Source organism: Cytobacillus massiliigabonensis (assembly GCF_900199725.1).
GTDB lineage: Bacteria > Bacillota > Bacilli > Bacillales > Cytobacillaceae > Cytobacillus > Cytobacillus massiliigabonensis.
The window spans coordinates 2,834,125-2,860,401 of sequence record NZ_LT904904.1; the positions used below are offsets into that span (position 1 = coordinate 2,834,125).

The 26,277-nt window shown below is 37.0% G+C and carries 22 protein-coding genes, 3 pseudogenes and 1 riboswitch; of the genes and pseudogenes, 10 read left to right on the plus strand and 15 right to left on the minus strand.

What is annotated here, in order from left to right:
- Positions 1–244: 244 nt before the first annotated feature.
- Positions 245–586 (minus strand): hypothetical protein, encoded by a 342-nt coding sequence (locus C1726_RS25195; RefSeq protein WP_102275663.1) that lies wholly within the window; start codon positions 584–586, stop codon positions 245–247.
- 86 nt (positions 587–672) lie between these two features.
- On the opposite strand from C1726_RS25195, the pseudogene C1726_RS27020 reads away from it, so the two are divergent.
- Positions 673–972, plus strand: a pseudogene (locus tag C1726_RS27020) (DUF4158 domain-containing protein); the annotation flags it as partial.
- Positions 973–1,011: 39 nt separating this feature from the next.
- Positions 1,012–1,762 (plus strand): annotated as a pseudogene (locus tag C1726_RS25200) (Tn3 family transposase); the annotation flags it as partial.
- A 291-nt stretch (positions 1,763–2,053) separates the two neighbouring features.
- On the opposite strand, the gene C1726_RS25205 reads toward C1726_RS25200, so the two are convergent.
- Positions 2,054–2,314, minus strand: coding sequence for a hypothetical protein (locus C1726_RS25205; protein ID WP_102275664.1), 261 nt, complete (start codon positions 2,312–2,314; stop codon positions 2,054–2,056).
- A 112-nt stretch (positions 2,315–2,426) separates the two neighbouring features.
- On the opposite strand from C1726_RS25205, the gene C1726_RS25210 reads away from it, so the two are divergent.
- Positions 2,427–2,570 (plus strand): small acid-soluble spore protein P, encoded by a 144-nt coding sequence (locus tag C1726_RS25210; RefSeq protein WP_102275665.1) that lies wholly within the window; start codon positions 2,427–2,429, stop codon positions 2,568–2,570.
- Positions 2,571–2,618: 48 nt separating this feature from the next.
- Here the strand turns inward: C1726_RS25210 and selA are convergent, their stop codons facing one another.
- A complete protein-coding gene (gene selA / locus C1726_RS25215; protein WP_102275666.1) occupies positions 2,619–4,022 on the minus strand; it encodes an L-seryl-tRNA(Sec) selenium transferase in 1,404 nt (467 codons plus the stop codon).
- Positions 4,023–4,163: 141 nt separating this feature from the next.
- Positions 4,164–4,346, minus strand: a pseudogene (locus C1726_RS27025) (Rdx family protein); the annotation flags it as partial.
- A gap of 203 nt (positions 4,347–4,549) precedes the next feature.
- Between C1726_RS27025 and selD the strand changes: the two are divergent.
- Together selD and C1726_RS25230 are read left to right on the plus strand one after the other, a co-directional pair.
- The gene (gene selD / locus C1726_RS25225) at positions 4,550–5,602 is read left to right on the plus strand and encodes a selenide, water dikinase SelD (protein WP_102275668.1); all 1,053 of its coding nucleotides are present in this window, start codon (positions 4,550–4,552) and stop codon (positions 5,600–5,602) included.
- Between the two features lie 221 nt (positions 5,603–5,823).
- Positions 5,824–6,564, plus strand: coding sequence for an arylamine N-acetyltransferase family protein (locus tag C1726_RS25230; RefSeq protein ID WP_102275669.1), 741 nt, complete (start codon positions 5,824–5,826; stop codon positions 6,562–6,564).
- 564 nt (positions 6,565–7,128) lie between these two features.
- Here C1726_RS25230 and C1726_RS25235 read toward each other — a convergent pair.
- Positions 7,129–9,585 (minus strand): ATP-binding cassette domain-containing protein, encoded by a 2,457-nt coding sequence (locus C1726_RS25235; protein ID WP_102275670.1) that lies wholly within the window; start codon positions 9,583–9,585, stop codon positions 7,129–7,131.
- A 170-nt stretch (positions 9,586–9,755) separates the two neighbouring features.
- Here C1726_RS25235 and C1726_RS25240 point away from each other — a divergent pair, with 170 nt between their 5' ends.
- Positions 9,756–10,469 carry a MerR family transcriptional regulator gene (locus C1726_RS25240; RefSeq protein ID WP_102275671.1) on the plus strand — a complete coding sequence of 238 codons (714 nt, stop codon included), beginning with the start codon at positions 9,756–9,758 and terminating at the stop codon, positions 10,467–10,469.
- A gap of 38 nt (positions 10,470–10,507) precedes the next feature.
- Here the strand turns inward: C1726_RS25240 and C1726_RS25245 are convergent, their stop codons facing one another.
- Positions 10,508–10,975 carry a CBO0543 family protein gene (locus tag C1726_RS25245; protein WP_102275672.1) on the minus strand — a complete coding sequence of 156 codons (468 nt, stop codon included), beginning with the start codon at positions 10,973–10,975 and terminating at the stop codon, positions 10,508–10,510.
- A gap of 301 nt (positions 10,976–11,276) precedes the next feature.
- Positions 11,277–12,053, minus strand: a complete 777-nt coding sequence (locus C1726_RS25250; protein WP_102275673.1) for an alpha/beta fold hydrolase — start codon at positions 12,051–12,053, stop codon at positions 11,277–11,279.
- A gap of 253 nt (positions 12,054–12,306) precedes the next feature.
- On the opposite strand from C1726_RS25250, the gene C1726_RS25255 reads away from it, so the two are divergent.
- Positions 12,307–12,492 (plus strand): hypothetical protein, encoded by a 186-nt coding sequence (locus tag C1726_RS25255; protein ID WP_102275674.1) that lies wholly within the window; start codon positions 12,307–12,309, stop codon positions 12,490–12,492.
- 279 nt (positions 12,493–12,771) lie between these two features.
- On the opposite strand, the gene C1726_RS25260 is transcribed toward C1726_RS25255, so the two are convergent.
- From C1726_RS25260 to C1726_RS25270, 3 genes are all read right to left on the minus strand, one after another.
- Positions 12,772–13,479, minus strand: coding sequence for a DNA alkylation repair protein (locus C1726_RS25260; protein WP_102275675.1), 708 nt, complete (start codon positions 13,477–13,479; stop codon positions 12,772–12,774).
- Between the two features lie 142 nt (positions 13,480–13,621).
- Positions 13,622–14,560: an L-threonine 3-dehydrogenase gene (locus tag C1726_RS25265; protein WP_102275676.1), complete on the minus strand. Its 939-nt coding sequence runs from the start codon at positions 14,558–14,560 to the stop codon at positions 13,622–13,624.
- 59 nt (positions 14,561–14,619) lie between these two features.
- Positions 14,620–15,810, minus strand: a complete 1,191-nt coding sequence (locus C1726_RS25270; protein ID WP_102275677.1) for a glycine C-acetyltransferase — start codon at positions 15,808–15,810, stop codon at positions 14,620–14,622.
- Between the two features lie 294 nt (positions 15,811–16,104).
- Positions 16,105–16,214, minus strand: a riboswitch (SAM riboswitch).
- A gap of 311 nt (positions 16,215–16,525) precedes the next feature.
- Here C1726_RS25270 and katA point away from each other — a divergent pair.
- The 3 genes from katA (at position 16,526) to C1726_RS25285 (ending at position 20,968) form a co-directional block, all read left to right on the plus strand.
- A complete protein-coding gene (gene katA, locus C1726_RS25275) occupies positions 16,526–17,983 on the plus strand; it encodes a catalase KatA (protein ID WP_102275678.1) in 1,458 nt (485 codons plus the stop codon).
- 349 nt (positions 17,984–18,332) lie between these two features.
- On the plus strand, positions 18,333–19,889 hold the full coding sequence (locus C1726_RS25280; protein WP_102275679.1) for an ABC-F family ATP-binding cassette domain-containing protein: 1,557 nt from the start codon (positions 18,333–18,335) through the stop codon (positions 19,887–19,889).
- 227 nt (positions 19,890–20,116) lie between these two features.
- Entirely contained in the window at positions 20,117–20,968 is an 852-nt protein-coding gene (locus C1726_RS25285) for a DegV family protein (protein ID WP_102275680.1), read from the plus strand.
- Between the two features lie 119 nt (positions 20,969–21,087).
- Here the strand turns inward: C1726_RS25285 and C1726_RS25290 are convergent, their stop codons facing one another.
- The 5 genes from C1726_RS25290 to hppD all read right to left on the minus strand — a co-directional run bounded on the left by C1726_RS25290 (position 21,088) and on the right by hppD (position 26,227).
- On the minus strand, positions 21,088–22,239 hold the full coding sequence (locus tag C1726_RS25290) for a homogentisate 1,2-dioxygenase (RefSeq protein WP_102275681.1): 1,152 nt from the start codon (positions 22,237–22,239) through the stop codon (positions 21,088–21,090).
- 9 nt (positions 22,240–22,248) lie between these two features.
- Positions 22,249–23,172 carry a fumarylacetoacetate hydrolase family protein gene (locus C1726_RS25295; RefSeq protein WP_102275682.1) on the minus strand — a complete coding sequence of 308 codons (924 nt, stop codon included), beginning with the start codon at positions 23,170–23,172 and terminating at the stop codon, positions 22,249–22,251.
- A 4-nt stretch (positions 23,173–23,176) separates the two neighbouring features.
- On the minus strand, positions 23,177–23,797 hold the full coding sequence (locus tag C1726_RS25300) for a flavin reductase family protein (protein ID WP_102275683.1): 621 nt from the start codon (positions 23,795–23,797) through the stop codon (positions 23,177–23,179).
- Positions 23,798–23,800: 3 nt separating this feature from the next.
- Positions 23,801–24,895: a histidinol-phosphate transaminase gene (gene hisC, locus C1726_RS25305; protein WP_102275684.1), complete on the minus strand. Its 1,095-nt coding sequence runs from the start codon at positions 24,893–24,895 to the stop codon at positions 23,801–23,803.
- Positions 24,896–25,111: 216 nt separating this feature from the next.
- Complete coding sequence (gene hppD, locus C1726_RS25310) at positions 25,112–26,227, minus strand: 4-hydroxyphenylpyruvate dioxygenase (RefSeq protein ID WP_102275685.1); 1,116 nt, start codon at positions 26,225–26,227, stop codon at positions 25,112–25,114.
- Positions 26,228–26,277 lie beyond the last annotated feature (50 nt).

Consider the following 26,277-nt stretch of genomic DNA (forward strand, 5'->3'; position numbering starts at 1 on the left):
ACAATTTATCATTTTTGGATAATTATAACAATTAAAATACAGAAAATTCACAAATTATTCAAAATTAGTAAATCATATAGGTTATCAATAAAAGCACGGGTTCCTAGTAAAAGCACCCCTTATCATGCATATAGTGAATTCTATAATCATGATAAGGAGTGTTCCGTTTTTGATATTATTATTTTTGCATTTTTATAAACTACTTGAATCAGTGAATTTTGCTATGAGATTATCTTTCCTTCTCTTATACAATTTCAATGTATTTATCCCAGGTAATTTCCCCTTGATTACATTGTATTTTATTAATATATTGTGAGGTCAGTATTGCTTCTCCATAAATCAGTGATGTTATATTAAACCACTGTTTGCTTATTGAGGTTGAGTGCGTTGGATTATCTATAATTTTTTTAAATTCTTCTATTTTAATTTTTATAGATGCTTCTATAAATTTTAATCTATGCTGCTCTCCTTGAAATATTAAACTTTGTATATGCATAGCAAACGGCAGCAAAAGCTTAAGTGGTTTTCGCAAAGATTCATGTAAATTAATGCACGATCCACAATTTGTCCTGATCTTAATAACCATATCTCCTATAGTTAACTGATTTGTATAATTACAAGTTAAGAATAGAGTGAAGTCAGTCTTGTTTAACCTTTTCTGAAGATGAGTGGGTGCTAGGAAGCTACTACACTTTTTCCAAACGAGATTTAGAAATTATAAATAAGCGAAGGAGAGAAGAAAACCGTTTAGGGTTCGCCGTTCAATTGGTCATTCTTCGGTATCCCGGTTGGCCATACACTCATATCAAAAGCATCCCAAATTCAGTCATACATTATATATCGAAACAAATCGGTTCTACTCCATCTTCGCTTAGTCTTTATCCTCAAAGAGAAAATACACTTTGCGATCATTTGAAAGAAATTCGAAATGAATACGACTTTGTAACTTTTACTCTAAAAGAATATCGAATGACATTTAAGCTCCTTCATCAATTAGCTTTGGAAAATGGTGATGCCATTCATCTACTACATGAGAAGGATCTAAACATAGAAGAGCATTATACAGACACAGCTGGTTACACAGACCAAATATTCGGACTGACTCATTTATTAGGATTTAAATTTGCCCCAAGAATAAGGGATTTATCAGACTCGAAATTATTTACAATAGATAAAGCAAGTGAATATCCAAAATTAGAAGCCATTTTACGTGGACAAATAAATACAAAGGTCATTAAAGAAAATTATCAGGATGTTTTGCGATTAGCTCATTTTATAAAGGAAAGAAAAGTTTCAGCATCCCTTATTATGGGGAAACTAGGTTCTTATTCAAGACAAAACAGCTTGGCTACAGCCTTACGTGAGATGGGCCGAATAGAAAAAACGATCTTTATTTTGAATTATATTTCGGATGAATCATTAAGAAGAAAAATACAAAAAGGATTGAATAAAAGAGAGCCATGAATGGACTGGCAAGAGCTATTTTCTTCGGAAAACAAGGAGAACTTAGGGAACGCACCATACAGCATCAATTGCAAAGAGCCAGTGCTTTAAACATAATTATCAATGCCATTAGTGTCTGGAATACCCTACATCTGACAAAAGCAGTTGAATACCAAAAAGGTTAGGTAATTTTAATGTAGATTTGTTACATCATATGTCTCTTTTAGGCTGGGAGCATTTCAATTTACTAGGAGAGTACCGTTTTAATTCTGAAAAAATGGTTGCGTTAGATTCTCTAAGACCACTAAAACTTTCTTAACGTTGTTAAAACTGGGGTAATCGTCTTGAAAATAGGCTTAGCGTTGTAAATCCGCATTTTCCTGACGGTACCCCTATTACAAAATTGAAAGTCACGCTCTTGTTGTTTTATACGTTAATATTCTTCTTAACGTATAGAAATTGGAATTTGTTCTACCAATAAAACACCTCAGCGTATGTTTTCTGCGTTTTGTCGGCAGGACCCCTATAAAGTATAATTTTGCAGTTTTTTATGTTTTTTTGTTTCTTTTTGCAAATTTCTCTGTTATTTGCAAATCACAATTTAATACAATTATTGAAACTCATTTACTTCCTGAACCATCATGCTTAAGTCCTGTTGAAATTTCTCAAGCTGTGCTCGCTGTGTTTCAGAAGCCACTTCTAGGGCATTTTCAATTTGCTCATAGGCTTCATTCACTTCCTGCTTTAAATGCTTTAACTGATGACCATAGCTTGCTGTATCCCTAATAATTTCATGGTACAATTCTTCCGCATCCTCCACCCCCTGCTGGGCTGCTTGAAATGCTTGCTGTTTGTTTTTATGATAAGGCATACTAATTCACTCCTTCTTAATTTTGTACAATTAAATTGTGCAGTCCAATTAAAAAATATTCCGCATAAATTCTATTTTACATCCCATCCTATTGATTAGGAGGGATGAAGAAATGAATAAGAATGATGGCAAAGATATGCGAAAAAATGCTCCAAAAGGGCATAACTCTGGTCAGCCAGAACCACTTAGCGGATCAAAAAAAGTAAAAAACCGCAATCATACAAGACAAAAACATAACAGCAGTCATGATATGTAAGGTATAAAAAAAACAGCTGTCGCTTAGCGCTTCAGCTGTTATCTTTATCTATATCAAAGTTAATGAATGAAGAAGATGGACTTCCTCTTCCTTCGTTACTGTCCTTAAATCGATTAAAACCTCTTCCTTATGGATTCTAACAATGATTCCAGGTGTAAACCCAATTCTAAGCTTCCTTGCAAGCTGATCAGCACTCATTTTCTTATGTTTAATAACAGCAGCATAAGTATGGAGCTCAACATCTGGCATCGTGCCTCCGCCTACTTGTCCAATGCTTTCCTTCAAAGTTGCATCATATTGATCTGTGCTGCTTAAAAGCTTGCCGATAAAGCTTTGTGTTCGTCTTTTCAGTTCTTCTTTTGAAGTTAATAAATCTCTAATGACAGGAATATCTTTCATCCCTGCTTCCCCTTTTAAATAATCTATTAATGTCCCTTCCAGTGCAGCAAGTGTCATTTTATCTACTCGTAAAACCCTTGCCAGCTGATGCTGCTTTAAGCGATTGATTAATTCCTTCTTTCCCGCAATAATTCCTGCTTGAGGACCGCCAAGCAGCTTATCCCCGCTAAATGAAACAAGATCTGCACCTTTTTGCAGCACTTCCTTAACTACAGGTTCTTCGCCAATTCCTTTCTCTTCAAAATTAAAAAGTGCTCCGCTCCCTAAATCCTCGTAAAAGAGAATATTCCGTTCTCGCGCAAGCAATGCTAAATCCTCTGTTTCTACTGTTTTTGTAAAACCAATCACTTTAAAATTGCTTGTATGAACCTTTAAAACCATCGCCGTTTGTTCATTAATCGCCCGATCATAATCTGCAAGATGTGTTTTATTTGTTGTACCTACTTCAACAAGTTGTGCACCACTTTCTTCCATGATAGATGAGATTCGAAAAGAGCCGCCAATTTCTACAAGCTGGCCTCGTGATACAATCACTTGACGGTTATTTGCTAGTGCTTTTAGTATAAGATATACTGCTGCCGCATTATTATTTACAACCATAGCTGCCTCGGCGCCTGTTAGCTCTTTCAACAGTTCTTCAATATGACTGTGCCTTGAGCCTCGTTCACCTTCTTCAAGCTTATACTCTAAATTGGTATAGTGAAAGGCTGTTTCAACCACATGTTTTACAGCGCGTTCACTAAGTCTAGCACGTCCAAGATTTGTATGCAGAATAGTCCCCGTTGCATTAATTACTCGTTTAATCGTATAGCTATAATGCTTTCCTACATATTCCTCCAAACGCTGAAAAAGCAAATCTACAAATTGCTGACTCCCTGGATCCGATCCTTGCCATTTTTCATTAATGATTTCAGTACGAACGTCATCAATTACTTTTTTCAATTCATTTGTCATATGTATTGAATCAATCCCGTTCCTCTCCATCAAAAGAATAAAACGCGAATCCTTTTGAAGCTCATGAACAGGAGGTATATTTCTTAGTAATTGCTTCAACTTGCCCCCTCCTTTTCTTGCAAATTTATTATATACCATTTTTGACTTAGGGCTAAAGGAAGTCTGAATGAATTCTTAGTTTACATAATATTTTTATATAAAACAAACCTTCTCTTATAAAAGAGAAGGTTTGTTAAAAGGCTAAGCCTCCATTTTTTTTATCACTTCTTGTGCTTTAGGAAATAAACCTGTTTCATCTTTGGAGAAAATTTTTTCTCCATTGACAGTGACTTCGAAAACCCCGCCAGAGCTAGGGACTAATTCCATTTTCTTAATATTTGTGCGAAAATGTGTGAATAACTCTTCCGCGAAACTCGCGGCTTTCGGAGCATAGTTTCATTGCATACAAAATTCGACTTTAACTTCGTAGGTTTTCATATCATATTACCTCCAAGTATAAATTCTCGAAACATTCATATTTTTTCACTTCTATTGTAGTATAAATGCAGTTTTTCCACAAATGTTGCAATCCAATCAAGTGATTTTACTCAGTATTAGAGGTATACTGATGGTTGGAGGTGGTTTCAGTGAGTGAGCAAGAAAAAATTCGTTTAACTTCATTGTCAACAAAAGCTGGCTGAGGCTGCAAAATTGGTCCTGAGGACTTGTCGCAAGTTTTGCGACTGCTGCCGAAACAAGATCCAGTTCCAGAATTGCTTGTTGGCCATGAAACAAGCGATGATGCTGGCGTATATCAATTAACAGATTCTATTGCATTAATACAGACAATCGATTATTTTACTCCAATCGTTGATGATCCATATATGTTTGGCCAAATTGCCGCTGCAAATGCCCTTAGTGATGTCTATGCTATGGGAGGACAGCCCAAAACAGTCCTAAATATTGTTGGTTATCCTGTAAAAAAGCTGGGACCAGATATATTAGCAGAGATCCTTAGAGGTGCTGCAGATAAGGTGAAAGAAGCCGGTGCAATTACGGTAGGAGGGCATTCCATAGATGATCAAGAGCCTAAATTTGGTCTTTCTGTAACAGGAATAGTTCATCCAAACCATGTATGGAAAAATGTTGGTGCCAAGCCAGATGATGTCCTTGTCCTAACAAAGCCGATTGGCGTAGGAATCATGACAACCGGGATTAAACGTGGAGTTGTGACCTTAGTACAAGAAAAAGAAGTAACCGAAACAATGGCTTCCCTAAATAAAATCGCTGCTGAAATTTTGACTTCCTATACACCCCATGCGGTAACCGATGTAACTGGATTTGGTCTGCTGGGTCATGGAAGTGAAATGGCACGTGGAAGTAGTGTAAGCCTTGAGATTGATTATAATCGTATCCCTATTCTTGAAGGTACATATGAACTTGCTGTGAAAGGAGTCATTCCTGGCGGCACAAAAGCAAACTATAAGTGGCTTGCGGATGACGTTGAATATGGCATTGTTAATCCAGAGGAACAATATATTCTTTGCGATGCGATTACATCAGGTGGATTGCTTGTTGCCATGAGCAAAGAAGAGGCAAATCAATATGTACAACAATTACATCATGCTGGGCTACAATATGCTTCTATTATTGGAAAAGTATCCGAAAGACAGGAAAAACTTATTTATTTGAAAAAGTGAAACTTCAATCAGTGGGAGGTTCCTTAACCCCCGCTGATTGTTAGTTGAACTAATCACACCCAGGGCGCCATGTCCTGCGGCCTTAGCCAGACTAGGAAACCCTGTCCATCGTCAGGCACATACAGGCTGTTAAAAGTCCCCTGCATAGATTTTATGATCCCTCAATTTATGAAGTTGGGAAATTACAGCCCGTTAATCTGCGAGAAAGTGAAGGTGTTTTTATGGATGTTCAGGCATACTTAAAACGCATTTCTGCTGAAAAGGAAGAGCAGTTAACATTAGATTATCTGGCAAAACTCCAGAAAAATCATATGGAAAAAGTTCCATTTGAAAATTTAGATGTCACACGTAAAGTGGAAATTAAATTAATCATCGACCGCTTTCATGAGAAAGTTATGGGAAATGAGCGAGGAGGATTTTGTTATGAGCTTAACGGGCTATTCCAACAGCTCTTAACAAATTTAGGGTATCGTTCTCATCTCATAGCTTGCACCGTAAAAAAGCCTGAAGGGTGGGCAAAAGCTGATACACATGCTGCAATTATTGTTCACTTAGACCAACCCTACCTTGTAGACGTTGGTTTCGGGGACTCTGTACGGCAGCCGGTTCCTTTAACAGGAGAAGAACGGACGGATGTAAGCGGGACTTATCGAGTAAGTCAAACTGGGCAAGGTTCATTGGATTTACAGCGTTTTGATGAAAATCAATGGAAGACACTCTATCGATTTACAACCGCTGTTAAAAATATTGAAGATTTTGCAGAAGGATGTCTATATAATCAAACGTCTCCAGATTCTACTTTCACCCATGGCGATATTGTTACAATTGCGACTGCAGATGGACGAATCACCTTATCTGGTTTAACCGTCACGCAAACGAAAAATGGGCAAAAGAAAAAATGGGAGCTTTCAGAGGAAGAAAAAATAAAGTTTCTTGAAAAACATTTTCACATTACTATATAAAAGGACAGCAAATGTTGCAGTCCTTGAGCCCTTAGCAGTCATATTCATGCTTATTGACAATTTCTATTTAAGCTTGAGGGATCTGTCCTCAAGCTTACTGCGGAATAAAGAAGCAGGAAGAGCGGGATCAGCCTAATAAGGAGATAAAAAAATGAATGCCATTTTGGACGTTTTTTGTATTTTGCTCCTCTTGTATCGTGTAATTTAAAAGAAGGTATGAAATTGACAACCGGAGTATCTAGATTTACTTTACCGGCTGCAACTAGCAAAACTTTAGAAAATATAAAGAAAAGTATTAAGAATATCTTAATTTAAATTGGTTAAATGGATTTGGCAATCAAATTTCAAACAAAAAAGCAAAAATATGAAATGATTAAATCCTATCATATTTTTGCTCTATAATTTGACTTTAAGTGACTCCATCTTCTTTAAGTTCCATAAACCCGAAGAGTCTTAATTTATACTTAACGCTTAAGGGCTGGGACTTACCCGTGATGATAAATAACGTGCTTCACAAGGAAACCAACCAGATTGATCTTTAGGTTCTCATATTATAAATAGATGCTACAAATACATCCCAGTATGAGATTTTAGATTTGCCATTATCGCATCAGGTGTTCCCTCAGCAATAATATGACCACCCTTTTCTCCGCCTTCTGGACCTAAATCAATAATCCAATCAGCTCCTTTGATCATTTGACTATTATGCTCCACCATAATTACGGTGTTTCCAGCATCTACGAGTCGATTTAATAATTTTAATAATTGGGCAACATCATTTGGGTGTAATCCAGTTGTCGGTTCATCCAATAAATATAGTGAACTCTTATGTCCTTGTTTTAATAATTCCTTTGCCAGTTTAAGCCGTTGTCCTTCCCCACCGGATAATGTAGTTAATGATTGTCCCATCTTCAAGTAACCTAAGCCTATCTCAACGAGTAAATTGAGAACTTCCTTTACTTTTCTCTCATCTTTAAAAATACTTAAACAATCTAGAACAGAGCTTTCTAGAATATCGTTAATAGAGTATCCATTATATTTTGCAGTCAGCACATCTTTCTGAAATCGATTTCCTAGGCATACTGGACAAACAACCTCTAAATCTGGGAAGAATAGCATATTTGTTGTTACAAAACCCAGCCCTTGGCAATTTTCACAGCGTCCCCCGACTGTATTAAAAGAAAAATGCTTTGCTGTTAGCCCTTTTTCTTTCGCTGCTTTACCTTTAGCATAAATATTTCGTATATGTGTAAATACATCTATATATGTAGCAATATTGGACCGTTTCATCCTGCTTAGCGGAGATTGACCGACAATAATCATCTGATTAAAATAATCCAGCCCTGTAACTCGATCAAAACCTTCATGAATTTTATCATTTCCCTTTGCTAATACATCAAAAACAAGTGAGGATTTTCCTGAACCAGATACACCTGTTACAGCTGTTAGACAACCAATAGGAAATGTTACCGTTATTTCCTTTAAATTATGAACAGATGCATGATGAACGGTAATTCCCTGTCCAGTCCCTAATCGGTATATTTTCTTCATTCCTTCTTCTTCACGCAAATATTTCCCAGTCACAGAATTTTGCTGATTGACCAACTCTTCCAGCGTACCTTGTCCAACTACCATTCCGCCTAGACTACCTGCTTCTGGACCAATATCGATAATGTAATCTGCTTCTTTCATAACATCTACATCATGCTCTATAAGTAAAACAGTATTCCCTAAATCCCTTAGCCTCTTCAATACACTTACTAGACCTAGTGTATCCTTTGGATGCAAACCAACTGTCGGCTCATCCATGATGTAAAGGACACCTGTTAATGCAGAATCAAGAAGTGCGGCTAACCTTAGTCTTTGGGCTTCCCCTCCGGATAGTGTAATTACTTGACGATCCAATGTTAAGTAGCCTAATCCAATTTTTATAATTCTAGTAAGTTTCGTTAGGATATCCAAGATAAAAGTCTCAACTAGCAAATAGCTTTCTTTTTGTATTACTCTTTCCAAATTGTGAGCCCAGTTGAGCATTTCCTCTAAAGAATTATTCACTAGCATTGGAATAGTCATATTCTCAACAGTCACACTTCTGCTTATTTCATTTAATCGTTCTCCATGACAATCGGGGCAAATTTGAGAATAAAAATACTCTTCTGCTTCAGCCGATGAGCCTGACTTTTCCGTGAATCTCCTCCACATCCCAGTTAATACACCCTCAAATTTCCCTTTATCTACTGTCTTAGGCGGCTTTATATGAGGAAAAAACTCTTTCACTTGATCACTTTCAACACCATAATACAGAATTGCTTTTTGTTCAGGACCATATTCTTGCAATGGCAGCCCGTCTTCAATTGGAACACCATAATATAACATTGCAGCTTTTACAACAGCTGCCTGATATTCTCCATAACGTCCTTTCCATAAATCAATCGCTCCCTCGTCAATAGAAAGTTGCTGGTGAAACACAGATTCATGATGAATGCTCAGTGCCTCGCCCAAACCTTTACAAGTAGGACAAGCTCCTTCTGTCGTATTGTAAGAAAAGTGAGTCCTAGTCAATCTTTCCATTCGATTGTTACAGTTAGGACAGTAAATGTATTCTTTAAAACTGCCTTCTTCCTTTTCAATTTCCTCTGAATTATATGTTGGCTCCATCTCATGAGAGCAAACTTGGCATTGTCTCTTTCCCAGCTTTTCAAAAATCATCCGTAAACTGGTGTACATATCTGTAACCGTGCCCACAGTCGAACGTGGATTTCTATTTGTTATTTCTTGATTGATACTGATTGCTGGAGAAAGTCCGCTAATCGAATCAACTTTCGGCTTATTTATCCCCTGCAATCCCATCGATTCTAAATACTGTCTCTGGCATTCCTTGAATAATGTATCCATCGCTAGCGTAGATTTTCCTGAGCCTGATGGACCTGTTAAGACAATGAGTTTATTTTTTGGAATAGAGACAGACAGATCTTTTAAATTATTTTCTCTTGCACCTTTTACAATTATTACATCGTTCAAACGTAACTCCTCCTTTTCATCTTCTAAATCAAGCATACAACATTTATGCAAGTGCAAGGTTTTTTATATTTTGTTACTATTATGATGAAGTTTCAAACATTTAAACCCGTCATGGAGCTATAATGTTTTAATTTAAGCTTTCACTAATAATATGATGTTCGGAGGTTCAAATGGAACTAAGACCCATCGATATTGCCAGAAAATTAGATGTAGGAACAAGTGCTTTACGTCATTATGAAGAATGGGGGATTGTCCCACCGGCTAAGCGAAAGCCAAATGGCTATCGAACATATACAGAAGAACATGAGGCTTATTTCCAATGCATTCGAGCAATGTATCCCGGATTCGGGATGGCAGCCGTTAAAAAAATTATGCCTATGATTCAAAAAAATAAATTTACAGAAGCCTTATGGGTAGTAAATAAAAATCAAGCTGAACTTTTTCAGCGAAAGCAGCAAGCGGTAAAAGCATTGGAAATATTGAAGCCCGATAATATGGAAAGTTTTTTAGAGAAGAGAAGCAAAAAATGGTATACGATCGGTGAAGTGGAACAAGAAATAGAGGTTCCAGCTACAACTCTTAGGCATTGGGAAAAAGAAGGATTAATAACACCTAACAGAGACCCTGAAAGCGGCTATCGGAGGTATAATCATGAAGATATACGCCGTCTATTAATCATTCGTACCGTCCAATCATCCGTTTACTTACTTGATGTTGTAAGAGATGTAATGGAAAAAATCAACCAGCAAAGCATCACCGAGGCGAGAAAGATCACGATGGACACACTGGCATATATGGATTATCAAATTGAACAACAGCTTCGTGGAGCACATTACTTATACAAATTAATTGAGTTGCTAAAACAAAAAGGAAATGATTGTTAGGTTACAATCCCTTCCTTTTTTAGTGTATTTAAATAAATTTAATTAGTGCCCTTAGCGAAAAACCAGATACAAAATAAACGGGATATCAAAAATGAAAGACATATTGTAATCCAAGTAGTATACCAATCCCAATGGATATATTTGATAAGATCGGTGTATTTCTCGATAATGATTTCAATAATAGTTATTACAGAGCTATATCCAGCATAATAACTCAACTGAATTAGAGTACTTCGACCAATTGGATACCATACATTAAAGGCAGCACATACGACTGGAAAAGCATAGTATTCAAAAGTGAAGCTCGTCCGATTAATAGAAGCAAATAAACGAACGGGATATTCAAGCAGCCCCAACTCTACAACCACCAAGCCTATTAGAAAAGTAATCAGCTGTTTAAACAAAAAAGCGACTATTGCAAGTCGAATTTTATTTTTCGGAATGAAGAAAAGAATTCCTGTTGCCACTGTGTTTACCAATAACAATATCCACCATTCAATTCTCATTTTATCCTCCATAGGTCTGCTTGAATCATAGCTTTTTCCTTAAAGAACCAATTACAGCAGAATTGACTTTCATAAAAAGAAACCCAATGTAACCCACCACATCATGTATCCATATTCTAAATAATCTGTATATCTGTCGATAACAATATCAAACAACGAGATAACTGGGACTCAAACAAAAAGTATATAATTGTTGATTTGAAACATATTTTTTGCAGGTGAAGTCTTTTTAAGTCTAAAATCATATTTGTTTTCATTGTTATATTCTGGATCTAAAACTTTCAAAATAGCTTTTACTTTTTCATATCTCGAATAAATCCTTAATAAATTTATTAATCACTTCATTTAATTTAGATGCTGCCTTAGTAGGAATTTGATGTTTTTCTTTTTCTATGAACAATAATTTATTATTTGGTAGCTTTTCATGTAAAATCCGAGCATATTTATGAAAAGATTTATCTTTCATCCCATAGACAAGTAAGACGGGTAAATCAATATTATGAAGTTTTGCAGTACAATTGTATTGTAAGCTATAACGGTAATATTGCTGGATATTCTCTGCATACCCATGTAATGCTTCTTTGTACATCTTCCTAAAAATGCTTCTACTATTAGAATTACCCCATGTAATCGCAAATGACAGTATAGGCATTGTTTTTGTTTTGGCAATTTTTACCGCTAAAGATATTCTCTGCTTTAAAATCAAATCGTCCACTTCTGACATCCCGCTAATAATAATGCCGCCTAATGCCCTACAAGAATGATTAAGCAAATATTCTAACACAATAGAACCACCTGTTGAATAACCACAAATAAACGCCTTATCTATTCCTAAATAATCCAAAAGGAATATGATATCTTCAACAATTAGGGGGTATGTAATAGGATCTTTCGAAAACCCGCTCCTGCCATGTCCTCTGATATCAAAAGTAATAATTTTATATTTCTTAGACAACTCTTCCGCTTGATAAATAAAATTTGCACTTGTAAGTAATGGAGGATGAATAAAAACAATCGGAATCCCACTACCCTGTACATGATAGTACAAACTCGTTTCTCTAATATACAACACAGGCAACTTGTAATCACCCCATCAATTTAAGTGAACTAATTCTTTGGTCATATTAAATTACCGCCATTATTTTTCAAATAGCTGTTTTATTTGTAAACTTATTCTATGACAAAATGCATTCCATTATAATAGCTGAGGGCTTTTATTATTCGTGAATGTTACTGCCGTTTACTCCAAGAAGTACATGAAATTTTAAATAGGAAATAACAAATTCTATAAATGCTCATCGAGCAAAACAATCAGGCAGAGGTGATTATATATGAGAAATAACATTCAAATACTGCCAATTATTGCATCCATCGGAATCGGGGCTGCCGCATATAGTATGATGACCGGACGGGGAGGTCAACTACAAAATATGATTCCTCAGCTATCCAATATGAGCGGCGGACAAAGTGCAAATAATCAAAAAAATCTATCCCAGTCAAACACTCAGTTACAATAAGAACAGATTGAGTAGCAAAGGAAGACTTTAACCCCGAACTCTTGTACCTTAGTACCCGCGTTTCTGTATATATGGTGGTTTATTCGAGATGGAGAATAAAGATTTAAAGCCCTTGATACCACCATTTGGAGTTATCAAGGGCTTTAAAATTAGACTCTACTGGCTCCGCCAATAGCCTTTTTGTAGTAGACAAAAGCGAAGATCCATTTTCCAAAGATAAAGAATAATTGGATTTTAATATTTAGGAGGTACAGTTTAAATTATGAAAGCAAGCCAATTTTAGCATCTTACATATTTGCGTTTAAAACCAAGCTTCCCTCTTTCAATTTCTTTTTGAATACTTTCATAAGAGTTTAGGAAGCTGCTCTTTTTATTTTCACGTTTAACTTCAACTATGCCAACTTCCTTTGCAGTCTCGACTGTCTTTTCATGTAGCGGCAAATAGGAAATCCCCACGGTGTACAGAAAATTATTCATAGCGGATTTCGTTCGTTCTGGCGAATTGTGAATCGAATTTTTCACCATATCAAGCATACTAGAAATCTTATCTTCAGAAAATTCATTGTCCTTGCGATTCCCTAAAAGCCAGCAATAGCAGCTCCAGCCAGCTGACATTCTCAGCTCATCACTGCTTGCAATCCATTTATCTGAAACGTTTTGTGCAATATCTGACTCTGATAAAGTTACTGCCACTACATAATCGGACAGCATGTAAAAATACGCTCCATCCATCCAGCGATCAAAATCCGATTCATTCATTTCCGCTGGGTCTGCGATTATTCCTGCAAAGTACATGGCATCATAGTTACCTGTGGCATAAAGCTCTTCAGCTAAAGATTGATTTCTTTTTATTTTCTTTGCAATTGGTTTCATTGCACCTGTAGCCACTCCAAAAAGCGGCTCGTGCGCCCCATTTGATAGGTAAATTCTTTTCGTTCGTTCCTTCCCAAGGGCTTCTAATTCTTGCATAACTGTTTCAAAATCCATTGCTTCCTCTTCCTTCCAATTATTATTTATGATCTTTTTAGAAACTACTCCAGAACCGTTGCAAATAAAGATTACGACTTGCATTCAATCAATAAGGGAGTAGATATAAAAAGAACAGCTAATCCTAGCTGTCCCTTCCATTTTACTTCCCTAGTTTCTCTAACATATCTGCTGTCATTTTCGCTAAGTCAAATTCTGCTTTAAAGCCCCACTCTTCCTTGGCTGCACTAGCATCAATTGAATTTGGCCAGCTATCAGCAATTTTTTGACGAACAGGATCAACGTTATAGCTCATTTCAAAGCTTGGGATATGCTTGCGGATTTCCGCTGCAATTTCTTCTGGATCAAAACTCATTGCCGTTACATTAAATGAATTTCTGTGTACTAATTTAGATGCATCAGCTTCCATTAATTCGACAATTGCATTTAATGCGTCAGGCATATACATCATATCCATAAATGTTCCTTTATCGATATAAGAAGTGTAGCGTCCATTTTTAATGGCTTCATAGTAAATTTCTACTGCATAATCCGTCGTTCCGCCTCCAGGAGGAGTTACATAGGAAATTAAGCCAGGAAACCTTAATCCTCTCGTATCTACACCAAACTTATGATAGTAATAATCAGATAGCAGCTCACCAGCTACTTTGTTTACCCCGTACATTGTTGTCGGCCGCTGAATGGTATCCTGTGGCGTATAATCCTTTAGTGTAGAAGGACCGAACGCTCCAATTGAGCTAGGTGTAAAAAACTTACAGTTTAATTCCCTTGCAGTTTCTAATGCATTCATGAGTCCGCCCATATTCAGATTCCAAGCGAATACTGGATTTGCCTCTGCAGTAGCTGAAAGCAGTGCGGCCATATGAATAACTGTATCGACATTGTATTTCTTCGCTACTTCAATCATCGTTTTTGAGTCAGTTACATCAACTACTTCAAAAGGACCCGACTGTGCAGCTTCTGATTCATTTTTTCTAATATCAGTTGCAATTACATTATCAGTACCATAAATATCTCTGAGCTTAACAGTTAATTCAGACCCAATTTGCCCTAGTGCACCTGTAATAAAGATTTTTTTCATTGATTGCCTCCATCTCTTCCCTTTTCGAAAGTGTTCTCTATCTAAGAACTGGCCATTTATTAGATAATGCCCATTTCCTTTCCAACCTTTTCGTAAATTGCAATTGCTTGATCAAGCATTTCCTTTGTATGAGCTGCAGAAGGCATATTCCTTACTCTGCCTGTTCCTCTTGGTACAGTTGGAAACACGATTGACTTCGCATAAACACCTTCTTCATTCAACTTTTTACTGAATTCCTGTGTTTTTACTTCATCACCGATAATACAAGGTGTAATTGGTGTTTCACTGTTCCCGATATCAAACCCTAATTTCTTTAGGCCTGTTTTTAAATAGTTTGCATTATCCCATAGCTTCTCATTTAATTCTGTGCTTTCCATTAATAATTCGATTGCCTTTGTACTCGCTACAACATCAGCAGGTGTTAATGAAGTAGAGAAAAGGAAAGGTCTGCTGCGAACTTTTAGCCAATCAATGAGTTCGCGCTTCCCAGCCACGTAACCGCCAACAACGCCAATTGCTTTTGAAAGTGTTCCGATTTGAAAATCAATTTTATCAGATAATCCAAAATGCTTAACTGTACCAGCACCATCACCTAAAACACCTGATCCGTGTGCATCATCTACGTACGTAATAAGGTCAAATTCCTCAGCGATTTCCACAATTTCAGGAAGCTTTGCGATATCACCGTCCATTGAGAAAACCCCATCCGTGATAACCATGATTTTATTATAAAGACCTGATTCTTTTGCTTCCTTTGCTTTCGCTCTTAAATCTTCCATGTCAGAATGGTTAACACGAATTATTTTTGCTTTTGATAAACGGCAGCCATCAATAATTGAAGCATGATTTAATTCATCTGAAAGGATCGCATCATTTTTATCCATTACAGCTGAAATCGCAGCCATATTACAGTTGAACCCTGATTGATAGGCAATTGCAGCCTCTGTGTGTTTAAACTCAGCTAATTTTTCTTCAAGTTTAATATGAATATCTAATGTCCCATTAATTGTACGAACAGCTCCAGCACCAACCCCATATTTGTTAATTGCTTCAGTTGCTGCTTTTTTCAATCGTTCATCTGTTGCTAAACCTAAATAGTTATTGGAAGAAAGATTAATTAATTCTTTTCCATTTATTTTAATCACTGGACCATTCGGGCTTTCAAGCGGGTCAATCACATTGTATAACCCTTTGCCTCTTAAATCTTCTAGATTCTCATTTAAAAATGCATCTAAAGTTTTACTTGTCATTATTAAATCCCCCAGTTAGATATTTTCACACTAATTGTCACCTTACTGTATACAGTTGTACTTCCAGAGAGGACATCTGCAACCTTGTTATGTAAAGGATTCTTAGATTATACTTTAACATAATTTTTAACTTTGTACATATCTCATGGACAGAATAGACGGTAAAATTTTATAGCTGCATTTCCTAGTTTGCTCATTTTAATAAAAAGTAATTAGTTAGTAATTGAACGAAAAAACCTCCTTTTTCTCATCCTCAATGAAAAAAAGAAGGCTTCTTTTTACGAAACCATCTCATTCTCATCTTTCAGATACATATAGCATCTGCAGGAATTGGCACAGTGTTCATATAAGAACCTGCTGCCGAGACTTCATTGGGCCTGTCCCTCAGTCTCTCTGGATAAGAAAGTGATGTGCTGCTATTTATATTTTCTGAATCAACCTCTATTTTATTTCAATAATTATAAAAGTCAAGATATTCAATAAATTTAAATTTTAAATTTTTTCATCTGTTCTTATTTCCTAACTTCTTCATATAAATATACTGTTGCCATAAATAGGACATCCTCTATCTCAAGTATGTTATTTTATAAATTATTTTGTTATATTTATTTTTTATTTATATTAATTATAAATAAGTATTGATTTTTTGTTGAGAAGTGTTATCATTGTATCCAAGAGGTAATAATCAACTTAATTTATATGAGGTGAATATGAAATGACAAATAACAACAATCTAACTACAAGCTGGGGTGCGCCAGTTGGAGACAATCAAAACTCAATGACTGCTGGTTCTAGAGGGCCTACATTAATTCAAGATGTACATTTACTTGAAAAATTAGCACATTTCAACCGCGAGCGCGTTCCAGAACGTGTTGTTCATGCTAAAGGAGCAGGTGCACACGGATATTTTGAAGTAACAAATGATCTGACGAAATATACAAAAGCAGACTTTTTATCAGAAGTAGGCAAACGTACACCTATGTTTATCCGTTTCTCTACAGTTGCTGGTGAACTTGGCTCAGCAGATACTGTACGCGATCCACGTGGATTTGCTGTGAAGTTTTATACAGAAGAAGGAAATTATGACCTTGTTGGAAACAACACACCGATTTTCTTCATTCGCGATGCAATTAAATTCCCTGATTTCATTCATACTCAAAAAAGAGATCCAAAGACTCATTTGAAGAACCCTACTGCTGTTTGGGATTTCTGGAGTTTATCACCTGAATCCCTTCATCAAGTAACATACTTAATGGGAGACCGCGGTATCCCTGCAACACTAAGACATATGAATGGATATGGAAGCCACACATTTAAATGGACAAACAAAGACGGCGATGGCGTTTGGGTGAAATATCACTTTATTGCTGATCAAGGTGTGAAGAACATGGATGTAAACCTTGCTGCAAAACTTGCTGGGGAAAATCCTGATTACCATACAGAGGATTTATTTAACGCAATTGAAAATGGTGATTATCCATCTTGGACGTTGAAAGTGCAAATCATGCCGCTAGAGGATGCAAACACTTACCGCTTTGATCCATTTGATGTAACAAAGATTTGGTCACATAAAGATTATCCATTAATTGAAGTAGGTAAGATGGTATTAAATAAAAATCCAGAAAACTATTTTGCAGAAGTGGAACAAGCAACATTCTCACCTGGTACTCTAGTTCCGGGAATTGATGTTTCACCAGATAAAATGCTGCAAGGGCGTCTATTCGCTTATCATGATGCACATCGTTACCGTGTTGGAGCAAACCACCAAGCATTGCCAATAAATCGTCCAAGAAATGAAGTGAAGAACTACCAGCGTGATGGACAAATGCGCTTCGATAACAACGGCGGCGGTTCTGTGTACTATGAACCAAACAGCTTTGGAGGACCCACTGAAGTAACTGAGCACAAGCAAGCAGCATTCCCAGTTACAGGAATTGCTGAAAATGTTGCATATGATCATAATGATCATTACACTCAGCCTGGAGACCTTTACCGCTTAATGTCTGAAGAGGAACGTACTCGCTTAGTTGCCAACATTGTTGCAGCAATGAAGCCTGTTGAACTAGAGGAGATTAAGCTTCGTCAAATCCAGCACTTCTACAAAGCAGATCCTGAATATGGCACTCGTATTGCAGAAGGTTTAGGACTCAAGGTTCCACAAGAAGTAAAGTAATAGATTCATATAGAAAGGCATCCGTTTATAATAATGGATGCCTTTTTTGCTTATTCTAAATTTTTTTGCCTATAGTAGTTAATTTTTAAAAAAATTTGGTTCATAGATTCTTTTTTGAACTCTACCCTTCACTTCCCCGGAAGATATAGGCACGTAATTTCTTTTACTCAACTATGGCATCGGCATAAAAGTCACTAAAATTACTGGTACAGCCAAAGGTGCACGCTTTTTCACCTTTGCCTTTTTTCCATTACTTTTTCCTCTTCCCTCCCGCTGAAAGTCTAGTCGAATTTATAAAAATCTTGTATGATGTAAAAATGGATTACTTTTGAAAGTTGAGGATATTATAATGAGCTTATTAAACGTAGAAAATTTGAGCCATACTTTTGGTGATCGGACATTGTTTAAAGATGTTTCCTTCCGTCTTTTAGCAGAAGATCATGTTGGGCTTGTTGGAGCAAATGGAGTTGGAAAATCAACTTTGATGAATATTATTACCGGTCAGCTGATCCATGATTCTGGACGTGTTGAATGGACACCGAGTGTTCATTATGGCTATTTAGATCAGCATACCGTTTTAACACCTGGCAAAACTATGCGGGATGTACTTAAGGATGCTTTCCTTCCCCTTTTTGAGCAGGAGAAAGCACTTAATGAGGTTACATCTAAGATGGGCGATGCAACGCCTGAAGAGTTAGAAGAACTGCTGGATGAAATGGGAAAAATCCAGGATCGCTTGGATGCAGGCGGGTTCTACTCTCTTGATATTAAAATTGAAGAAGCTGCACGCGGACTTGGCTTAGATGCAATTGGACTTGACCGTGATGTTTCCGCCCTAAGCGGCGGACAGCGTACGAAGGTATTACTTGCAAAGCTGCTGCTAGAACAGCCTCAAGTGCTGCTGCTAGATGAGCCGACAAACTATTTAGACGTCGAGCATATTCGCTGGCTATCAAATTATCTAAAAGAATATCCGTATGCATTTGTGCTTATTTCCCATGATACAGAATTTATGAATCAAGTTTCCAATACGATCTTTCATTTGGAATTTTCGAAGCTTACACGCTATACCGCTAGCTACGATAAGTTCCTTGAATTAGCGGAGATCAATAAAAATCAGCATATCAATGCGTATGAAAAACAGCAGGATTTTATAAAAAAACAAGAAGATTTTATCGCAAAAAATAAGGCACGCTACTCAACAACTGGACGGGCAAAAAGCCGCCAGAAGCAGCTTGATCGCATGGAAAGAATTGACCGTCCTGAAACAGCCATGAAACCTTCTTTTGAATTTAAAGAGTCACGGGGCAGCAGCCGTTATGTGTTCGAAGGTACGGACTTTGAAATTGGTTATACACATGCGTTATTGCCAAAAATGTCCATTACAATTGAACGTGGAGAAAAAATTGCCATTGTTGGCTGCAATGGTGTCGGAAAATCGACACTACTCAAAACCATGCTCGGAAAAATCAACCCAATGAGCGGAAAAGTTGAACGAGGTGACTTCCTCTTCCCTTCTTATTTTGAACAAGAAGTAAAAGCTGAGAATATCACCCCAATCGATGATGTATGGAATGAATTTCCATCAATGGATCAGCATCAAGTCCGTGCGGCTTTAGCTAAATGTGGTCTGAAAAATGAACATATCTCCCGCCCATTAAACCAATTAAGCGGTGGAGAACAAGCGAAGGTTAGACTATGTAAACTCCTTATGAATGAAAGCAACTGGCTCTTATTCGATGAGCCAACTAACCACCTTGATGTCGTCGCAAAGGAAGAATTGAAACGTGCATTAAAAGCGTATAAAGGGACTGTTGTCTTAGTTTGTCACGAACCTGATTTTTATGAAGACTGGGTCACAAAGGTTTGGAATGTGGAGGAATGGTCTCAGCAGCTATCTAAATAATCATAAATAGAAGCTCTCTGCTTAGCAGGGGGCTTCTATTTATATGTAGGCATTTGTGACCAATTTTTGAACATTTAATAAAACTCGTGCAACCGATTACAATAGTGTATAATAAAAAAAGCCCGTAAATTGATAAAATTTTTAATTATAACTATGAGAAAATAGTAATATTTCTCTTATTGGCTAACCTTTAAGCGGGTAAATATTTATAAAGGACTAACTAATTTATGACTGCAAAAAAGATTGCCTGGATTACTGACAGTACTGCCTATATTACAGATGATTTGAAAAAAAACCCTGATGTGTATGTAATTCCATTATCAATCACATTCGGAGACGAAACCTTTGAAGATGGAATCGATTTAAGTACAGATCAATTATATAAAAGAATTGTTTCAGCAAAGGAAATCCCGAAGACCTCCCAGCCATCTGCTGGACGCTTTGCTGAGCTGTTTGAACAATTAAAGGAAAACTATGATACTGCTGTTGCCGTTCATATTTCTAGTAAACTAAGCGGAACCATTAATAGCTGTCTTTCTGGAGCTGCGCTCGCAGATTTCCCCGTTGAAGCTGTCGATTCCAAGTCAATGTCCTATGCAATAACAACCTTAATGAATAAAGGGATGGATCTTGCTGAAAAGGGTATGTCTAGTAAAGAAATCGCAAGCTTCCTCCAAGAGGATGCTGTTAAATCAGAAAACTATTTTTTACTAGGAAGCCTGGATCAATTTTACAAAGGCGGAAGAATGTCAGGTACCGCCTATTTATTAGGCAGCCTTTTAAATATAAAGCCAATTATCAGAATTAACAATCATGGGGAATTTGAACTTTTCGAAAAGGTACGATCAGAGAAAAAAGCAGTCAAACGCATGCTTGAATTACTTGGCGATTCATATAAAAAACATTCAATTTCACAAGTGCAAATCTTACACGGGAATGTCCATGAAAAAGCGAAAGAGCTAGGGAATGAAATAAAAGCTCTGTTCCCTAAACTAGATATTTTTATCGGTGAAATAAGCTCCACTATTGCTGCACATTCCGGTGAGGGTACGCTTGCTACATTGTGGCATAACGAATAAGAAAAGAGGAAGCTGCTTGCGCTAGACAGTTCTCTAATTTTAATAATGTTATACTATTTCATAAAAAAATGCCTGGGGATACACGTTTTAAACGTTATCTCGCAGGCATTTTTTGATAATTAAACCCATGTAAACATATACTTTTCATCCTCAATTGCTATTGCCTGCTTGACGACTTTCAATGGTCTGAATGTATCAATCATAACTGCAAGCTCAAGCGTTTCCTTCTTTCCGATGCTCGCTTCCGTAGTCCCTGGGTGCGGTCCATGAGGGATTCCGCTTGGATGCAACGTAATGGATTCAATATTTACCCCTTTCCTGCTCATAAAATTCCCTTCAACATAGTAAAGAAGTTCATCACTATTCACATTGCTATGGGTATAAGGTGCAGGGATCGCATCTGGATGGTAATCAAACAATCTAGGCACAAATGAACAAACAACAAAATTATGACCTTCAAATGTTTGATGAACCGGTGGCGGCTGATGAACCCTTCCCGTAATTGGTTCAAAATCTTCAATATTAAATACCCATGGATATAAATACCCGTCCCAGCCTTCTACATCGAGAGGATGGTGATTTAGTATGTGTGAATGAAGATATCCTCTTGTTTTTGTAATGACTTCATATTCTCCTTTTTCATCAAATGTTTCTAGTATCTCTGGACCGCGAATATCTCGTTCGCAGAATGGACTATGCTCGAGTAATTGCCCATACTCATTACGGTATCTTCTAGGAGTCGTTATTTGACTAAAAGATTCAATAAATAAAGCCTTTGTTTTTTCGCTATTATCTGGAATGAACCGATAGATCGTTCCAATCGGGATAATTACATAATCGCCAGGCCGATAAGAAATCGTTCCAAACATTGTTTCAATCTTCCCGTTCCCGTAATGAATATAGATCATTTCATCGCCGTCGCCATTTCGATAAAAGCTAGTCATTGGTTCGGTTATATTTCCTGTCCCTATTAGTAAATCTTCATTCCCTAATAGATACTGTCTGGCATTAAGTGCATCGCCATACTTCTCAATATTGTTTGTCATCAGATGTCTGTGCTTTAATGGACCTTGCTCCTCATATTCCGGTAAGTACTTTCCAATTAGTGATGTTCTTACTACCTCTGTTGGCATATGGTGATGGTAAAGAATCGATTGTGTTCCCGAGAAACCTTTCGTTCCCATCACCTGTTCTCTGAATAAACTGCCATCATTTTTTTTAAACACCGTATGACGTTTATGCGGAATTCTCCCCATTTGTCGATAAAACATCTCCCCACCTCACTCACTAATGATTGTATTAGTCAATTTTCCAAGAGCTGTAATTTCTAATTCCACTACATCCCCTGGCATCAACCAGCGATGAACATCAATTCCAAGCTCCAATATACACCCGCTCCCAACGGTCCCGGATCCAATGATTTCTCCTGGATACAAAGTAACCCCTTTTGAAGCCCGTTCGATCATTTCTCCAAAAGAATAATAGATTTCCTTCATATTTCCTTCTGATAACAAGACACCATTAACTCTCGCCCTCATAGTTAAATCATAGCCATTCTCGACCCGATATTTCTCCAATTCATCCTTCGTTACTATAAATGGTCCTATGGAGGTAGCAAAATCTTTCCCTTTTGCAGGTCCGAGACCAACCTTCATTTCCTTCTTTTGTAAATCTCTTGCACTCCAGTCATTTAGGATGCAATAACCAAAAATATGTTCATCTGCATTCTCTGCTTTAATATCCATGCCCTCTTTTCCAATTACACAAGCAATTTCCAATTCATAATCAAGACATTCACAATTTTCCGGCCGAGTAACCCTTTCGTTTGGTCCTTTAATCGCTAAGTGATTAGAAAAATAAAACACAGGGATTTCATACCATTCAGGGATCATATCAAGTCCACGGTTTTCTCTTGCTGTTTTCACATGCTCTTCAAAAGCATAAAAATCGCGAAAACTTTTCGGATTTGGCAGTGGCGCTTTTAATTCAACCTCATTAAACAAATATACTCCTTTATTTGCAGATAGAGACTTCCGTTCACCTGAGAGATACTTCATGAAAAAGGAATGGTTTTCTAGAAATGAAAGGATGTCTTTCGGTAATAAACCGTTTGAAGCTTCATGCATATCAACGACAAAGTGATCATTTTCAATCCATCCAGCTCTTATCGATCCATCCTTCTTTTGAAAGGTTACAAATTTCATCGTCTCACCTCGGGTTTGTTTTTCGGATTAATTCAAAAACATCACCCAACGGCTTCGTATACATTTGTCCAGCCATACGTCCGACAGGCTTTAGTTTATCTGTATTAATTCTGCCTTTCTCATATAGCTCTTCTGCAACATGGACATGCTCTACTTTACCAATGACAAGACTTCCTGCACCTGCATGCTCTCCAAAATGAAGCAGTTGATAGAGGGTACATTCCAGATGAACTTTTGATTCTTTTACCCGCGGCGGCTTTACTATTTGACTGCTTACCTTTTCCAATCCTGCGATTTCTAATTCATCTGTTTCTGCAGTAAATTCCGTCGCACATATATTCATTTTCTCGATCCAATCTTCACTGACTATATTAATGACAAATTCCTTCATTTCCTCAATATTGGCAAGCGTATCCTTTTTCTTTCCGTCTGTTCCCCTTCTCATTGGCGAAAAGCAAATGAGCATCGGATCTGCACAAATAGCAGTAAAAAAACTAAATGGTGCTGCATTTACGATCCCCATCTTATCCATTGTCGTCACAAATGCAATCGGTCTGGGTAAAATGGACCCAACCAGCAATTTATAGGAATCTTTCCATTCCAGATTACCCGGAGTGATTTCCAATGTTTACACCGCCTTCTCTCTAATTATTTCGTTAAGCGTTTTTATGAAAAATTCGTTATCTGCACGTGTACCGAGTGTAATCCGAAAGGCATCAGCAGATCCTGAAAGCTTCATTTGCCTGACAACGATGCCGTTAGTTAGAAGCTTTTCGGCAACAGGCTGATGTGCGTAGACATAAACAAAATTCGTTTCAGATGGAAAATAACCAAATCCCAACTCATCCAATTGTTCACAAACAAACGCTCTCTCCAATGCATTTTTCACCGCACAGTCTTTAATGAATTCCTGATCATCAAGAGCAGTTTCAGCAGCCGCTTGAGCTAGCTGATTTACATTAAAAACCTCCTTCACCTTGTGCAGCTCCTTCACAATCGCTGGGTGCATGATCCCATAGCCGATACGAAGACTGGCTAAACCATAAATTTTTGAGAAAGTTCTTAAAATAACTAGATTTGGGTGACTATTTAATAGTGGAACGGATTCAAGGTAATCATTTGAGCTTACATATTCGTAATAAGCTTCATCTAATATAATTAGAATATGGTGCGGAATATTTTTAATAAATCGGAAAAGTTCCTCTTTCCCTACGATCGTCCCTGTCGGATTATTCGGGTTACAGATAAAAATCATCTTTGTTTTCTCAGTAATCATGTTATACATTTCGATTAAATCATGAGTGCCATTTAACATAGGGACAGTAATGGCAATTCCACCTTCAATAACAACATTCGTCTCATATCGAGGAAATGTCATCGAAGCCATGATTGCTTCATCACTAGGATTTATATAGGCTCTTGTCAGTAGACGAATAATCTCTTCTGATCCATTTCCGATTAAAAATTGTTCTTGCCTAAGCTGGTAAAATGCCGTTAATTTTTTTATTAGTCCTGACGTCGTTCCATCAGGATATAAGGATAGTTGATGCAAATTATGCGTAATGGCATCCTTCACTTGATTTGAGCAACCATATACATTCTCATTGTCAGACATTTTCCTCACTGTTCTAAGATGATATTTTTCTTTTATATCTTCCGGAGAATCTCCCAGAGGATAGGAGACAATTCCTTCTATTGCACGTCTTGTTTGAATGTTTGCCATCTAAAACACCTCAATTTTTTACGGAACCTTATTTTTATTTGCAAAACCCAATTTATTTTTGCGAAATTTCCTGTTTATTTGCAAAATCTGATTTATTTTTGCAAACCCCCTACTTTATTTGCAAAATTCCCTGTTTATTTGCATAATCTATACTATTTTTGCGAAAGTCCTATTTTATTTGCAAAACTCCCTTTTTAAAAAGGGAGTCCGCTTCTATTATAGATTTCCTCTTCTTTCTTGCTCACGTTCAATAGATTCAAATAACGCTTTAAAATTTCCTTCACCGAAGCCTCTAGCACCTTTGCGCTGGATGATTTCAATAAATAGTGTTGGGCGGTCAACAATTGGCTTTGTGAAGATTTGCAGCAGATAGCCTTCATCATCACGGTCAACTAAAATACTTAACTCTTTAATTTTGTCAATTTCTTCATCTATCTCTCCAACACGCTCTGCTAAAGCATCATAATAAGTAGATGGAGTACTTAAAAATTCAACGCCATTTTTTCGAAGGATGCTTACTGTTTTTACAATATCTTCTGTAAGAATCGCTAAATGCTGAACACCAGGACCATTATAGTATTCTAGATATTCCTCAATTTGCGATTTTCGCTTGCCTTCAGCAGGCTCATTAATCGGGAACTTTATTCTGCCGCCATTGTGCATAACCTTTGACATGAGTGCAGAGTATTCAGTCGTAATATCCTTGTCCGTGAAGTGTTTCATTTCTTTAAAGCCCATGACATTCGCATAATAATTGACCCATTCTTCCATTCTTTCCACATTTCCGACTACATGGTCAATCCCGATAAAACCCGCATCTTCGAATGGAACATTCATTTCCAGCGGCTCATACCCAGGCATGAATACCCCTTTGTAGTCATTTCTCTCAACTAATGTATGAATTGTGTCACCATATGTACCGATGACAGCTTTCTTAACAGTTCCTTGCTCATCCTTTAATTCAAATGGCGGCAAGATTTCAATGGCCCCTCTTGAAACCGCTTCTTGATAAGCCTTTTCTACATTATCAACTGTTAGGGCAATATCTTTTACCCCATCCCCATGCTTCTTCACAAACTCAGCTACTCTACTGCTATCATTTAAGGAACCAGTAATGACTAAACGAATTTTCCTTTGTTGAAGGACATAAGAAACTGTCTCTCTATTCCCTGTTTCAAGACCTGAGTAAGCGACTGGCTTAAATCCAAAAGCTGAGCAATAAAAATGACAGGACTGTCTAGCATTCCCAGAGTAAATTTCTAAATAATCCACCTCTTTTACAGGGAAAAATTCCTCTACCTTTAGTTGTTTAGAAGCCATTTCTTCTTGCATGTTCATTCCTCCTATTTTAAAAATTAATAATATTCTGAACTATATTAATA

Excerpts from the sequence above, each read along its gene's own strand:
- C1726_RS25290 (WP_102275681.1), bottom strand. The coding sequence starts at position 22,239 with ATGTTTTATCGACAAATGGGGAGAATTCCGCATAAACGTCATACGGTG.
- hppD (WP_102275685.1), bottom strand. The coding sequence starts at position 26,227 with ATGCAAGAAGAAATGGCTTCTAAACAACTAAAGGTAGAGGAATTTTTC.
- C1726_RS25295 (WP_102275682.1), bottom strand. The coding sequence starts at position 23,172 with ATGAAATTTGTAACCTTTCAAAAGAAGGATGGATCGATAAGAGCTGGA.
- C1726_RS25270 (WP_102275677.1), bottom strand. The coding sequence starts at position 15,810 with ATGACAAGTAAAACTTTAGATGCATTTTTAAATGAGAATCTAGAAGAT.
- C1726_RS25245 (WP_102275672.1), bottom strand. The coding sequence starts at position 10,975 with ATGAGAATTGAATGGTGGATATTGTTATTGGTAAACACAGTGGCAACA.
- C1726_RS25255 (WP_102275674.1), top strand. The coding sequence starts at position 12,307 with ATGAGAAATAACATTCAAATACTGCCAATTATTGCATCCATCGGAATC.
- C1726_RS25265 (WP_102275676.1), bottom strand. The coding sequence starts at position 14,560 with ATGAAAAAAATCTTTATTACAGGTGCACTAGGGCAAATTGGGTCTGAA.
- C1726_RS25205 (WP_102275664.1), bottom strand. The coding sequence starts at position 2,314 with ATGCCTTATCATAAAAACAAACAGCAAGCATTTCAAGCAGCCCAGCAG.
- C1726_RS25230 (WP_102275669.1), top strand. The coding sequence starts at position 5,824 with ATGGATGTTCAGGCATACTTAAAACGCATTTCTGCTGAAAAGGAAGAG.
- C1726_RS25240 (WP_102275671.1), top strand. The coding sequence starts at position 9,756 with ATGGAACTAAGACCCATCGATATTGCCAGAAAATTAGATGTAGGAACA.
- C1726_RS25210 (WP_102275665.1), top strand. The coding sequence starts at position 2,427 with ATGAATAAGAATGATGGCAAAGATATGCGAAAAAATGCTCCAAAAGGG.
- C1726_RS25260 (WP_102275675.1), bottom strand. The coding sequence starts at position 13,479 with ATGGATTTTGAAACAGTTATGCAAGAATTAGAAGCCCTTGGGAAGGAA.
- katA (WP_102275678.1), top strand. The coding sequence starts at position 16,526 with ATGACAAATAACAACAATCTAACTACAAGCTGGGGTGCGCCAGTTGGA.
- C1726_RS25195 (WP_102275663.1), bottom strand. The coding sequence starts at position 586 with ATGGTTATTAAGATCAGGACAAATTGTGGATCGTGCATTAATTTACAT.
- hisC (WP_102275684.1), bottom strand. The coding sequence starts at position 24,895 with ATGGCAAACATTCAAACAAGACGTGCAATAGAAGGAATTGTCTCCTAT.
- C1726_RS25285 (WP_102275680.1), top strand. The coding sequence starts at position 20,117 with ATGACTGCAAAAAAGATTGCCTGGATTACTGACAGTACTGCCTATATT.
- C1726_RS25280 (WP_102275679.1), top strand. The coding sequence starts at position 18,333 with ATGAGCTTATTAAACGTAGAAAATTTGAGCCATACTTTTGGTGATCGG.